The organism is Pararhizobium capsulatum DSM 1112 (assembly GCF_030814475.1).
In the GTDB taxonomy this organism is placed as follows: Bacteria; Pseudomonadota; Alphaproteobacteria; order Rhizobiales; family Rhizobiaceae; genus Pararhizobium; species Pararhizobium capsulatum.
Map to the genome: position 1 here is coordinate 410,065 of NZ_JAUSVF010000002.1, position 14,028 is coordinate 424,092.

Genomic DNA, 14,028 nt, shown 5'->3' on the forward strand with positions numbered 1-14,028 from the left:
CGGCCCTTTCGGCGCAACCCAGATCACCAACGGTTTTCGGCGCTAGCAGCAGCAAGCCGGTGTCTTTAAAGCGACGGCCAGTTCGGCCGGTGGAGCACCTTCCGACCATGTAGGAATGCCATCTGATATGGAAATGCCGGATTGCGTTCGCTTGGTCCAGATTTGAGCGCCTGTTTTTAAGCGTAGAAATTTGACCCCGGCACGGCCCTTCTAAAAGGCGGTAAATCAAGGCACACCTGCGAACCGCGGCCGCAAGGACCTTCGACGCCCTGTCCGGTGCTCTCGGCTTGATCTGTAATCTCTTCAACAGAACCGAATGCTGGAATTATCGCAAGCATCAGGATATGCGCCCGATGAATTGTGCGGATGGTTTAGCTAACAAGCTGGGGTCGGAAGACGACATCCGCGTAGTAGTTGGCGGAGGCGAAGGTCTGGTCGGGGAAGATGCCGATGGCGCTGGTTCCTCCGTACGCATAGACACCATTGCCACCGGCGGTGGCGCTCGAAGGGGCCGTAAGCGGGCCGTTTGTGACGGGAGTGGTGAAGAAGTTATCTGTCGCCACATAAGCGCCGGTCGTGTGATACGACGCGACGTAGGTTGTACCGCCGGTAATGGCGACAGGCGTGGCGAGCGTCACAGTCTGCCAGCCGCTCGCGGCTGTGTTTGTAAATGTCGCGTTGGCGAGGTTAGTTCCGGTCGATGTCCACAGATTTACAACGTTCGAGCCGGTATCGCTGGCGCTGCGGTAGAACTTCAGGGCAATGACCTCGCCGGCAACGGAGGACGTGAACTTCATGCCGACTTCGAGCTGAGACCCGTCATTGAGACTCGTCAGCGCCGGTGTGCTGGAAGCGCTGAACAGACTTACCGTCGTGGGGGCGGCCGTCACGGCGATGTTGAAGGTCTCGGTCGCGGCGAGGCCGCTGAGATCGGTGGCCGTGACCTTGATGCCCTGTGTGCCGATATTCGCAGCCGCTGGCGTGCCGGCAAATGTGCGTGTCGTGGTGTCGAAGGTCAGCCAGGCGGGAAGCGCCGAGCCATCAGCGGCGGTAGCCGTGTAGGTGAGCGTGTCGCCGGCATCAACGTCGGTAAAAATGCCGGCGGGCAGCACCAGCGAGAAGGACGTACCGACGACCGCGCTCTGGCCACCGGTCTGGACGGCGAGCACCGGTCCGTCGTTGGCGCCATGAATGCTGACTGTGAGCGTCGTCGAGGATGTGGCGCCAACCGTATCGCGCATAGTGTACGTGAAGACATCGGTCAGCATACTGGTCGATTGCAGCAAGGCCTGCACGGCCGCGTCGGTCTCGTTGACCGTGTAGGTGAAGGCGCCTGAGGCGTTGAGCACGAGGCTGCCATGCGCTCCGGCGAGCGCCGTGCCGAGCGTTCCGTTGACTGCACCGAAGCTGACCGCGGTAACGGCCTTGGTGTCGCCGGCGTTGGGATCGGTGTCGTTGGTCAGTACATTGCCGATGGCGGGCAGGCCGCCCGAGCCATTGGCGATACCACCTTTTTCCGTGGCGTCGCTCGTGTCGGCCACCGCCGTCGGCGCGGTATTGGGCGTTGTTGTCACGACGATGTTGAAGGTCTCGGTCGCGGCGAGGCCGCTGAGATCGGTGGCCGTGACCTTGACGCCCTGTGTGCCAATATTCACAGCCGCTGGCGTGCCGGCAAATGTGCGTGTCGTGGTGTCGAAGGTCAGCCAGGCGGGAAGCGCCGAGCCATCAGCGGCGGTAGCCGTGTAGGCGAGCGTGTCGCCGGCATCAACGTCGGTAAAAGTGCCGGCAGGCAGCACCAGCGAGAAGGACGTGTCGATCACCGCGCTCTGGCCACCAGTCTGGACGGCGAGCACCGGTCCGTCGTTAACGTTGGCGACGGCGGAAGGCGTCGCGGGACTGGACACGTTCTCCACGCTACCCAAAGTGTCGACGTAGTTTGCCGTTGCCCGCACGAAGCTACCGACCTGGGCCTGCTGGAGGGGCAGTGTTCTGGCTGTAGCCCCGCCAATATTGGTCCAAATGGTGCCATTGCTGCTCTGCTGCCACTGATAGGACACCGATCCTGGTACGCCGTCAGGATCAGTAACCAAGGCGGTCAACAGCTGGTTTTGCGTCGGCGTCCCGCTGATGCTCAACACACCCTGATTGTTGGTTGCCGGACTGACCAACGGCGTTGGCGCACTCGTCCGATTGGACTCGACGCCACTCAGTTGATCGGTATAGGAAACCCTTACCCGGACCTGCCTGCCCAACTGTGCGGCTTGAAGCGTCCAAGCTTGGCCCGTGGCTCCGGAAATATTTGTCCAGGTGGTTCCGATCAGCTGCTGCCAGCTATACGTCATTGTTACATTGGCGAGTCCGTCGAGATCCGTAGCAGCTGCAGTGAGGGTCTTACCCTGAACCGGAGTGCCGGTGATGGTCGCCACGCCAACGTCGTTCGCATTGGCAATTGCTGAAGTTGGAGCACTGCTTACGGTGGCGATGTTGCCTTGGGAGTCCGTATAGGTGGCTAAGATACGGACCTGCCTTCCGACCTGAGCCTGCTGCAGTGTCAGCGCGCTCGCAGTAGCGTCGGCAATATCGCTCCAACTGCTGCCATTGCTTTGCTGCCACCGATAGCTGACTGCAGCAGGTGTGACACCGTCGACATCGGTAACGCTCGCCGCGAGAGTCTGATTTTGAGTTGGCGTCCCGCTGAGGGAAACAACGCCAGAATCGTTTCCGGCGGGATTACTCGCAATGATCAGTGGGGTGGCCGGGCTCGTTCGGTTGCTTTCGGTTGCGGTCCCCTGGTCGGTATAAGTAACTCGGAGCCGGACTTGTCTGCCGACCTGCGCCGCCTGCAGGGTCCAACTCGGACCCGTAGCGCCTGAGATATTGCTCCACGTGCTTCCGACCAATTGCTGCCAACGATAGGTGATCGTTACGTTTGCTAGGCCGTCCGGATCGGCGACATTTGCCACAAGTGCCTGGCCTTGAACGGGCGCTCCGGCGAACGAGGCCAAACCAACGTCGTTCACATTGGCGACTGCGTTAGTGCTGCTGCTCGTGACGGACTCTGCATTGCCCAAGGCATCGGTGTAGGTGGCGACCACTCGGGCCCGCTTTCCAACCTGGTCCTGCTGTAGTGTTAGGGCGGATGTGGTTGCGCCGGCGATGTCGGTCCACGTATTGCCGTTATCCCCGCTCTGCTGCCACCGGTAGGTGATGGTCGTCCCCGGCAACAGTCCATCAACGTCCAGGATGTTTGCCGCGATCGTTTGATATTGGGTCGGTGTTCCATTGAGAGATACCACGCCTTGTGTCTGCACTACCGTCACGGCGATGTTGAAAGTCTCGGTCGCGGCGAGGCCGCCGAGATCGGTGGCCGTGACCTTGATGCCCTGTGTGCCGATATTCGCAGCCGCTGGCGTGCCGGCAAATGTGCGTGTCGTGGTGTCGAAGGTCAGCCAGGCGGGAAGCGCCGAGCCATCAGCGGCGGTAGCCGTGTAGGTGAGCGCGTCGCCGGCATCAACGTCGGTAAAAATGCCGGCGGGCAGCACCAGCGAGAAGGACGTACCGACGACCGCGCTCTGGCCACCGGTCTGGACGGCGAGCACCGGTCCGTCGTTGGCGCCATGAATGCTGACTGTGAGCGTCGTCGAGGATGTGGCGCCAACCGTATCGCGCATAGTGTACGTGAAGACATCGGTCAGCATACTGGTCGATTGCAGCAAGGCCTGCACGGCCGCGTCGGTCTCGTTGACCGTGTAGGTGAAGGCGCCTGAGGCGTTGAGCACGAGGCTGCCATGCGCTCCGGCCAGCGCCGTGCCGAGCGTTCCGTTGACTGCACCGAAGCTGACCGCGGTAACGGCCTTGGTGTCGCCGGCGTTGGGATCGGTGTCGTTGGTCAGTACATTGCCGATGGCGGGCAGGCCGCCCGAGCCATTGGCGATACCACCTTTTTCCGTGGCGTCGCTCGTGTCGGCCACCGCCGTCGGCGCGGTATTGGGCGTTGTTGTCACGACGATGTTGAAGGTCTCGGTCGCGGCGAGGCCGCTGAGATCGGTGGCCGTGACCTTGACGCCCTGTGTGCCAATATTCACAGCCGCTGGCGTGCCGGCAAATGTGCGTGTCGTGGTGTCGAAGGTCAGCCAGGCGGGTAGCGCCGAGCCATCAGCGGCGGTAGCCGTGTAGGTGAGCGTGTCGCCGGCATCAACGTCGGTAAAAGTGCCGGCGGGCAGCACCAGCGAGAAGGACGTGTCGATCACCGCGCTCTGGCCACCGGTCTGGACGGCGAGCACCGGTCCGTCGTTGGCGCCATGAATGCTGACCGTGAGCGTCGTCGAGGATGTGGCGCCAACCGTATCGCGCATAGTGTACGTGAAGACGTCGGTCAGCATACTGGTCGATTGCAGCAAGGCCTGTACGGCCGCGTCGGTCTCGTTGACCGTGTATGTGAAGGCGCCTGAGGCGCTGAGCACGAGGCTGCCATGCGCTCCGGCGAGCGCCGTGCCGAGCGTTCCGTTGACTGCACCGAAGCTGACCGCGGTAACGGCCTTGGTGTCGCCGGCGTCGGGATCGGTGTCGTTGGTCAGTACATTGCCGATGGCGGGCAGGCCGCCCGAGCCATTGGCGATACCGCCTTTTTCCGTGGCGTCGCTCGTGTCGGCCACCGCCGTCGGCGCGGTATTGGCCGACGCCGGATTGAATAAGACATCGATCCAGTAGTTCTCGGCATTGAAAGTGTTGTTCGGAAAGACGCTGGCCGAATTGTACGCATAGACGCCGGCATTCGTGGGCGCCGAAAGGGGACCATTTGTCACGGCAGACGCGAAATAGTTTCCCGTTGCCGAATAGTGCCCGTAGTTGGTGTGATATGACACCACATAGGTTGTACCGGGGGTGATTGAGACCGGAGTGGAAAAGCTCACCGTCTGCCAGCCGACCCCAGACTCGTTGGTGAAGGTGGCCGTAGCCAGCCTGGTCCCAGTGCTGGACCACAGCGAGCCCGTATGGGGGCCGATGTTCAAGTCGCTCTTATAGTATCGGACGCCCGCCACGGTGCCCGCCGTCGAAGACTGGAACTTCATTCCCACTTCGATAGCCTTGTCATCGACATCCGGCACGGCGGGCGGTGTCGCCGAAGCGGAAAAGAAATTGTTGCCGGTGACCGTCACGGTCCGGCCGGGACCGGCGGTCTCCAGGTTGACGCTGTCGTCCACCGCCCGGGTCTTGATCGTAAACGTGCCGGCTCTTGGTGCGACCCAGCTATAGGTCCAGGTTTCGTCTCCCACCGCCCAGTGCCACGTCGTGCCGCCATCGGTCGAAACTTCGACGGCGGCGATGACGCCACCGACGTCGGAGGCCGTTCCGCTGATGGTGATCGCGTCGCCCACCCTTAAGGCGGCCCCGTTATTTGGGGCGGTGATGGTAGACACCGGCTTAGTGACATCCGTCGACTGGATTGCCGGCGCCAGTCCGGTCTCCAGCGTACCGGGCTGAATCCCCATGTCAGCAAGCAGATTTACCATCGCCTGCTTGACGCGTGGGTCAACCGGGGTCGCTTCGAGGTCATGGTGGGAATCGAGCCCCCACGCCCAGTAGACCGTGCCGGCCCCGAACACCAGGGCGCCGCTAGGAGCGCGGTATAATGTTAGATTGTGTGTTGCAGTTGCCGAGCCAGTTTTGGTGCCGTAGTCCAATAGATATTCGTCAACCGGCAGCGTAGTCGACGACAGTTCGATAAGACCAGCAGGACGGAAGCCATTGTCCGGTGACTCGTCCCATTCGTATCCGAGATAATTCCGCGTGAGGGTTGCGGTTTGACCCGGCAGCAGGTTCGCTACCGCAGTATCCCGCCAGAAGCGCAGATTAGCGTCGTCATATGGGATATTGATCGCGTCGCTTCTGTACGAATCGACTTGGAACATTGTGCCACTAAGGGCATTCTCCGGCCGCCCACCGCCCACCGCGGTCGGAGAGACGAACCTCGGGTCCCGGTAGGTACCGGTCCATTGATTGTTCGGATCGATGGGGCCTGCTCTGGTTTCCTTGTAGGACACAAGCGTGCGGTAGGGTTGGGCTCCTGTGCTGATGCTGGGTGCAAAGCGCGTCTCCCAGTAAACCTCGTTGCCGCTCCAGAAGGACAGGTTCACGCCGGCGTCCCGCGCTGCCTCGACGTTGGTGCGCTGCTGTCCCGACCAGTACTCGTCGTGGCCGACGCTCAGAAACATTTTGTGATTCTGGATTAGGTTGCCGAAACGATCGGAATCCATTCCGGCCATGTAAGAAACATCATAGCCGTTCTGCTCCAGCCATCGCAGGGCCGGGTACTCGACACCGAAAATGTAATCCTGCGGCCCCGCTGCGAGGCCGCCGCCTCTCGTTGTGATCGGGCGATTGTAGCTAACCGCATATGCGCGCCCGGGGGCGGAATCGCTACCAGGACCGTTACCTTGATACAGGTTGGCGCCTCCCCAAGGGTTGTAAGCTTGCCAGGTTTCGTCCGAGGTCTGGAAGATGATGTCGCTGTGGCTACTGTCATCTCGAACGATGAACGGAATCTGGTTCTCGCCGGAGGTACCGTCCTGGCGGACGAGCTTCGCGATGTAGATACCCGATACTGCGTCGGCTGGAATGGCCCAGGAGGCTGAAACGGACCAATTTCCTGCATCGACCAAACCGGTGGCGCTATCGCGCAACGCCGTGGGCTGGCTCTGGACGCCGGTGTGCTGGACCGTGCCGACCTTTCTTGCACCCATGCCGCCGTAGTATCCGAGCCGATAGATGTCGATGCGATAGTTGCTGGAGTTTGTATTGATCTTAAAGTTGACGGTCTGGCCCCGGTTAGTGCTGATGTCGGTGGCGAAGCCCTCGATGTTTGCGCTGCCGGCGCCGACGATTCCCCATTCGCTCTCCGGATTGCCAGGCTTTTGGTTCTCCAGCACGATCTCGCTGGAAGCATCGGAGAACGTTGTGCTGGCCGTCTGATTGCCGGACGTCGCGGTCAGGCGCAGCATTGCGTTTGTAGCGCTTCCATCGGACGGCACGCGCCAATGCGCTACCACGACGCCATTGGCGAGCCCATCAGAATCACCAACGCCGCCGTCCCTCACACTGAACGGCGCATAGACGTCGGCAACGCCGTTCACGCCGGGATCACTGGCCAAATCGGCGATACCGAATGCGACCGAACTTCCAGGGGCAACTTTGGACACAACAAAGGTCGCTGTGCTGCCCGGCGCGTAGTCCGCTTTGTCCGTACTAACGGACAACGATTTGCTGGCGCTCCCGGCGGAAAGCCGCGACGGTTTCATGGCGGCGGACATTTCGGATTCGGACTTGGGAGCAGGCCACGGCCGGTCGTCGGCGCGCGCCGAAGGGCGCCAAACTGCCGAAATCGCCACGTGCCCTGCCAGTTCCGCCGTCGCAAATGTCGTTTTTGAACCTGCTGCGACATAACGGTGGACACTTTCGGGGGTGCCGAAATTGTTGGTGGTCAAGCTGGCGATCGGAAATACGACGGAACTTCCGGGGTTCGCGCAGGTCACGGCGACGGGACTGCCCGGCGCCGCATCCGCCAGGGCGCCGTGTTCGTTACGCAGGTCGTCCGACCAGACTGGAGCGCGGCGCCCCTGGCGTTCTTTCGGCGTGGCTTTCCGCCACCTCGCTTTGGTGTCGATGGCCAGCAATTTGAGAGCCGAATCGCCCAACAGAAATGATCGGAAATCCCACCAGCGGTCGTCACGCATAAGATGACCTTTCGCGAAATCGCGCATAGGAAAGTCAAATAAGCGCGCCAGCATAAGCAAATCGAAAAACGGAAATAAGTCATACAAAAGCATCAAAGACTAACAATGGCTCACTAAAATTGATGTTGATCTACGTCGATGGGGTAGGTGACCCAAGTTAAAACCGCCGGAAATATTTTTGAACGGTTGCCTCTATCAGACAGTCACGCCGGCAGCGGTCTTCCAACGTGCGATCTATTGATCTCCAAAATTCGGTGTAAGGCGCTGTTAGTCTAAATCCCTGACCCGTCGATCTTCTGAGCGACTCTGCCTTCCCAGGATGAAGGCGTTGAGAGGCGATTGAGGTTGGCCGAGAGGCCCCGGTTCCAATCGTGAGCCAGCATTTTCATCTTATCGGGGGGCAATCACCCATGTCAGAAATTGCTGAGGAAATGGCGATGAGTGAACCGCCCGCGATTACCTCATGTTCAAGAGCTTTAAGAATGCGAGAAAAGTTTGCGCAGTCGATACGCTCCAAGTTGTCAGTTCATACCGAGAGACTCGGATGGCGGTAGAAAATGCTCCCGGGCGACGCCGTGTCGATCCCTGTCGGCGGATATCAAATGAGCGGCGCCCGGCTTGACTTAATTCCAAAACGGCCTTAGCAAGTTGTAGGCCTAACCCTACAATTGGATACCATGACCCAATCGTCTGTAAAATCAACTTCCGCGCTATCCTTGGCAGATCTGCCAGGACCGGACGCGCCTATTCGCCGATTGCGCCACCCTGGGCGCTGGCTCAGCGGCATCGCCGTCATTCTACTGCTTGCCGTAATCGGTCGCGCCTTTGCAGTCGGGCAAATCCAATGGCCCGTGGTCGGAGAGTTCCTGACAGCCGGTGTCATCATCACCGGTTTTGGCTGGACCCTTTTGATCTCGGCCTGCGCTCTGGTACTCGGCGTCGCGCTCGGCTTTGGTTTCGGCATCATGCGCCATTCGCAAAACCCGATCCTGCGTTTCGCTGCCTGGCTTTATGTCTGGATATTCCGCGGCACCCCGGTTCTGCTGCAGCTTCTTATCTGGTTCAACATCGCGCTTGTCTTTCCACGACTCTACATTCCGGGCCTTGTCGATGAGCGCATGGTCGATGTGGTGACGCCCTTCGTCGCGGCCGTTCTCGGCCTCGGCGTCAACGAGGGTTCCTATCTGACGGAAGTGGTGCGCGGTGGCATCGGCTCCGTCGACCATGGCCAAAAGGAAGCGGCTCATACGCTCGGTATGACGCCCGGCCAGACAATGCGTCGTATCATCCTGCCGCAGACCTTGCGGCTGATCCTGCCCGTTCTGGGCAATAGCGCCATCGGGATGCTGAAATTCTCTTCGCTCGCCGCAACAATCGCCATGGGCGAAATGCTGAACGCAGCTCAGCGGATTTACTTCATCAACGGCGCCGTCATTGAGCTGCTGTTCGTCTGCGCTGCCTGGTATCTGGCGGGGACGACCGTGCTCTCCATCGGCCAATATTATCTTGAACGTTATTTTGGCCGTGACGCCGCGGCTGCCACCGGCGGCTGGCGTTGGTTCAAAGGTTGGGCGCGGCGCCCGGCTGTCGAGGGGGAAGCATGAGTCTCGCGGTCAAGGCGGTCGGAATCCGCAAGAGTTTTGGCAGTCACGAGGTCCTGAAAGGCCTCGATTTGGAAGTCGCCTATGGCGAAGTGCTGTGCATCCTTGGCCCTTCGGGCAGCGGCAAGAGTACCTTCCTGCGCTGCATCAACCATCTGGAAACGCCCAACAGCGGTTATGTCTGGGTCGACGGCGCCATCATGGGCTACGAGCTTAATCGCGGCGCCCTGCAGGAACTGCCGATCAAGCGGCTGCGCGCCCAGCAGAGCCACCTCGGCATCGTGTTCCAGCATTTCAACCTGTTCGCCCATCGTACTGTGCTTGGCAATGTCATCGAGGGTCCAATGGTCGTGCGTGGTCTGCGCCGCGCCGAAGCAGAAGCTCGCGCCATGGATCTGTTGGAACAAGTCGGAATGGCCGGCAAAGCGTTGAGCTATCCCTCGCAGCTTTCCGGCGGCCAGAAGCAGCGCGTGGCGATCGCCCGATCGCTGGCGATGGAACCGCGCGTGATGCTGTTTGACGAACCGACATCAGCGCTCGACCCTGAACTGGTCGGCGAGGTGCTGGAAGTCATGCGCAATCTGGCGCGCGGTGGCACCACCATGATCGTCGTCACCCATGAAATCGGCTTTGCCCGTGAGGTGGCCGACCGCGTTGTGGTGATGATCGATGGAGAAATTCGCGAAACAGGTGCGCCGGGACAAGTCCTCAGCAATCCCGACGACCCGCGTGTGCGCACATTCCTCAGCCGCGTACTGGCCTGAGGTTCACACCTTCAAAATGGGAGAACGAAGAGAATGAAACGACTACTGCCAATGCTACTGGGACTGGTATCCACAACCTTAGTCGGCCTCGCTGCATGCGGCGCGGCTCACGCCGCCGACCAAAAACTGGTCGTCGCCCTGCCCGAAGCCGTGCGAACCGCCGGCAAGCTGAACGTGACGATCAGCCTTGCCTATCCGCCAATGGAATATAACGATGCCGGCTCCACAGAACTCAAGGGCTTCGACATCGATCTCGCCAAGGCCATTGCCGAACGTCTCGGCCTTTCGCCAGAATTCCAGAATGTCGAATTCCCGCAGCTGATCCCCCAGGTCGTTACCGGCCGGTCCGATCTGATCATGACAGCCTTCTCCGACAAGGTCGAGCGCCAGACGCAGCTCGATTTCATCGACTACTTCCAGACGGGCAATGTTTTGTATTCAACTGTCGACCACCAGAGCGAGATCAAGACCGAGGCTGACCTCTGCGGCAAGACCGTGGCAGTGGCGACGGGTACAAGCTGGGTCACCTGGACGGAGGAGCTCGGCAAGGCCAAGTGCGCAGAAGACAAACTTATTACCGTCATCCAGATCCCGACCCAGGCCGAGCATATCATGCAAATTCGCCAGGGCCGCGCGCAGGCTTCGGTGATTGGACTGGAAGGGCTTCTGGACCTGATGAAGCACGAGCCTGGTAAATTCTACCAGATCGGCGAAGTCGGAGACGTCAACCACTACGGCATCGCTTTTGCCAAATCGAACAGCCAGTTGCGTGACGCCGTATTGGGCGCGCTCGACGCTCTGAAGGCCGATGGCACCTATACACAAATCCTCGACCGCTACGGCTTGAATCAAGCAGGCGTGAAGGAGTTCAAGGTAAACGGAACCACGAAGTAAACGACCCATCTGGAGCCGATCTTGACCCACCCTTCCATACCAGACACCCCCATCGCAACGGGCGAAAGCTCCGATGACAGACTGTCCCGGTTGAGGCTCGATCTTTATTCGAGCGAGCAGCTTTACCGGCAGCTTTATCGGGCATTGCGCGCAGCCATTCTCAGCGGCGATTTTTCCGAAGGGGAGGCCATCCCCTCGGAAAACCAGTTGCGCGATCAGTTCGGCATCGCCCGAACGACAGTGCGCAACGCGATGGCGCTTCTGGTGTCGGAAGGGTTGGTCCAGCAGGTTCGCGGGCGAGGGACGATCGTTTCGCATCGGCCGATCAGCCACAATATCTGGAATTTTGGCAGCTTTACCGAACTGGCGCGCCGGCAAGGTCAGCGGCCAGTGACGCGCGTGCTGGAACATCGGGTGGAAAACGGCGAGCTGCTGCTGGTGCGTGCTCGCGGCCTTGCTAATGGTGAAACGGTGAACTGGCTGAACGTCGATACGTCGCAGCTGGACCTTACCCTCTATCCGGGCATCGACCGAAACGACTTCGCGGCGCAATCGCTCTATGAGGTATTGCGCCGCGATTATGATCGCCATCCCCTACGCTCGGAACTGCTGCTAACTGTCGTGCCGCCGTCCGATCGTCTGCGGGAGGTCTTTGCCCCGGCGCTGGATGTGCCGGGCTATCTTTGCGCCAGCGGGGATGTACTCGACGCCGACGACCGGTTGGTGGAGCGAACGTCGATTGTCTACTCGCCGGCGGTCCAGATGAAATTCGCTACCCGCTGGGGGCGTGATACCGCGCCGGCTTGATAGTCGCGCGACGCAGGAGAAGAACTATGAGCCGTTTCGGCGAGACATTTATTAACCCAAAACCCATTCTCGGCATGTTGCATCTGGCTGGAGAAAGCCCCGCGGCGAAGCTCGACCAGGCCGAGGAAGAAGCCCGCATCATGGCCGGCGAAGGGATCGACGGTCTTGTCGTCGAGAACTATTTCGGTGATGCCGAGGATGTTGAACGGGTGCTGGAGCGGTTGTGCGGCCTTGATCTGGGAACGCGCATCGGCATCAATGTGCTGCGGGACAACGTATGCGCCTTTAAGCTCGCCAAACTTTATCCGGTCTCCTTCATCCAGGTCGATTCCGTCGCCGGCCATCTCCCGCTGGAACAGGATGCGCCTTTTGCGGCCGATCTTGCCGCGCACCGCGAAAGCGTTCCGGCGCTGTTGCTCGGTGGTGTGCGGTTCAAATACCAGCCGATCCTGTCGGGCCGACCCGAGGACGAGGACGTGCGCATCGGCGCATCCCGCTGTGATGGTCTTGTTGTGACCTCGGACGCCACCGGCCAGCCGACCGACATGGACAAGGTGGCACGTTTCCGCACGGCTACAGGCGGAACAGTGCCGCTGCTGATCGGAGCCGGCTTGACTGAAACCAATGCCGCGGAACAATTGGCGCATGCCGACGGCGCCGTCGTCGGTAGCTGGTTCAAGCACGACCACAGGGATACTGGCCGCGTCGAGGCGGCCCATGTCGCCCGTCTGATGCGGGCCGTGCGCGCAGCAAGGCACGCCGCATGAACGCCCCGGATGTCATTGTTGCCCGTCCGGTGACGCCGGACAATTTTGCACGCTTCGGCACGGTCTACGATCTCACCAATGATACCGATCCCAAGGCTATCTGGACCGCAGGTGAGGGCTGGAGCGACGGTTTTACCAGGATGCCCCTGATCGAGGGTTCCGGCCATCTTGGCGTAACACGCACCGCCGCCGCTCCGTGGCTCTGCGCGGCAATGGAACGGCATCCGGGGACCGAAGAAGCGATCTTCTGTGCGGCACAGCCGATCATTCTTGCTGTTGCCCCCGCATCAGACGCCAATGCGGCCAATCGGGAAGATATTGAAGCCTTCGTGATTGAACCGGGTCAAGCTGTCGTGATGCGCCGCGGCGTTTGGCACGATGCCTGCCGGGGTGCGTCCGGTCCTGCGGCCTACTACTGGATGGCCATTTGCGGACTTGGCGAAAGCCCCTGGGTTCCCGTTGCAGGGGGCCCAAGACTGGTGCAAGCAGATCCGGAGGAAAACACATGACCGCCTTTTTCATCGGTGACGTGGCGATTGACGAGTATTATACCGCCGATCGTTGGCCCGGCCGCGCCGACAAGGGCCGGGTCACCGAACTGCCTGCCGAAATCGGCGGCTCAATCGCCAATGCCGCCGTCGTCCATGCAAGGCTTGGCGGCGAGACGCAGTTCATCTCGCTGCTGAACTCCAGCCCGCTGTCGCAGAGGCTGATTGCCGACTTGCGGGAGAACCGCGTCCGCGTCGATCATATGCTGACAGATCCCGCCATTCCGGAATCACGCAATCTTATCTTTCTCGTCGACGGCGAGCATATCGTGCTGACCGTCGAAATGGGCGAGCAGCCGATGTGGCTCACATCGGAGAGCCTGAAAGCGTTGCGTCGGCCCGGCTTTCTCTACACGACGCTTTACCGCGTTCGCCGGCTGCACGCCCGGACAGAGGATGGCGTCCTGAAGCAAGCCGCCCTTCTTGCCGATCTCCGTCAACATGAGCGCCGTTCCATCTTCGATCTCGACGTCGGCGGCTGCGCGCCCGAAGACATGCCCTATCTCACAGGCGCCGCTGTCGTCATCTTCAATCAGGTCGGCTTCCGCGCCGCCTTCGGCCATGATGACATCACCCGCATCGGCCCCTGGACGCGGGATTATCAGATAGGATGGGTGGTGCGCACACTCGCCGCCAACGGCGCTGAGGCCTGCAACGGCGACACGGTCCTGCGCACGGCCGGATTTCCTGTGGATGTCATCGACGTCACCGGTGCCGGGGACACGTTCGGTGGCTCGTTGACCTGGTGCCTTTCGCAAGGCCAGAACTTTAACGAAGCACTGGACTTCTCCGTCGCAGCGGCATCCCGTTCGGTGACCATCCATGGACCGCGCGGCGGCAAGGCAAGCGCCGACGAAATCCGCCGCTGGCGTGAAAAAGGACACCAGTAACGCGATCCGGCGCAGTGATGTGTG

Annotated in this window: 8 protein-coding genes and 1 pseudogene; 8 read left to right on the forward strand and 1 reads right to left on the reverse strand. The window is 60.7% G+C overall.

The window, feature by feature from the left end; translation table 11 throughout:
* Window positions 1-224 precede the first annotated feature (224 nt).
* Window positions 225-335 (forward strand): annotated as a pseudogene (locus tag QO002_RS22315) (IS630 family transposase); the annotation flags it as partial.
* A gap of 36 nt (window positions 336-371) precedes the next feature.
* On the opposite strand, the gene QO002_RS22320 reads toward QO002_RS22315, so the two are convergent.
* Window positions 372-7,826: a N,N-dimethylformamidase beta subunit family domain-containing protein gene (locus QO002_RS22320; protein ID WP_307233930.1), complete on the reverse strand. Its 7,455-nt coding sequence runs from the start codon at window positions 7,824-7,826 to the stop codon at window positions 372-374.
* Between the two features lie 623 nt (window positions 7,827-8,449).
* Here QO002_RS22320 and QO002_RS22325 point away from each other — a divergent pair.
* The 7 genes from QO002_RS22325 to QO002_RS22355 are packed head-to-tail and all read left to right on the forward strand — an operon-like array spanning window position 8,450 to window position 14,004.
* Window positions 8,450-9,337, forward strand: coding sequence for an amino acid ABC transporter permease (locus tag QO002_RS22325; protein ID WP_307233932.1), 888 nt, complete (start codon window positions 8,450-8,452; stop codon window positions 9,335-9,337).
* Window positions 9,334-10,098: an amino acid ABC transporter ATP-binding protein gene (locus QO002_RS22330; RefSeq protein ID WP_307233934.1), complete on the forward strand. Its 765-nt coding sequence runs from the start codon at window positions 9,334-9,336 to the stop codon at window positions 10,096-10,098. The genes QO002_RS22325 and QO002_RS22330 overlap by 4 nt, the downstream gene beginning before the upstream one ends.
* A gap of 33 nt (window positions 10,099-10,131) precedes the next feature.
* The gene (locus QO002_RS22335) at window positions 10,132-10,992 is read left to right on the forward strand and encodes an ABC transporter substrate-binding protein (protein ID WP_307233936.1); all 861 of its coding nucleotides are present in this window, start codon (window positions 10,132-10,134) and stop codon (window positions 10,990-10,992) included.
* Between the two features lie 21 nt (window positions 10,993-11,013).
* Window positions 11,014-11,799, forward strand: a complete 786-nt coding sequence (locus tag QO002_RS22340; protein ID WP_307233939.1) for a GntR family transcriptional regulator — start codon at window positions 11,014-11,016, stop codon at window positions 11,797-11,799.
* Window positions 11,800-11,825: 26 nt separating this feature from the next.
* Window positions 11,826-12,566 carry a BtpA/SgcQ family protein gene (locus QO002_RS22345; RefSeq protein ID WP_307233941.1) on the forward strand — a complete coding sequence of 247 codons (741 nt, stop codon included), beginning with the start codon at window positions 11,826-11,828 and terminating at the stop codon, window positions 12,564-12,566.
* A complete protein-coding gene (locus QO002_RS22350) occupies window positions 12,563-13,075 on the forward strand; it encodes an ureidoglycolate lyase (protein ID WP_307233943.1) in 513 nt (170 codons plus the stop codon). The genes QO002_RS22345 and QO002_RS22350 overlap by 4 nt, the downstream gene beginning before the upstream one ends.
* Entirely contained in the window at window positions 13,072-14,004 is a 933-nt protein-coding gene (locus QO002_RS22355) for a carbohydrate kinase family protein (RefSeq protein WP_307233945.1), read from the forward strand. Before QO002_RS22350 ends, QO002_RS22355 begins: the two co-directional genes overlap by 4 nt.
* Window positions 14,005-14,028 lie beyond the last annotated feature (24 nt).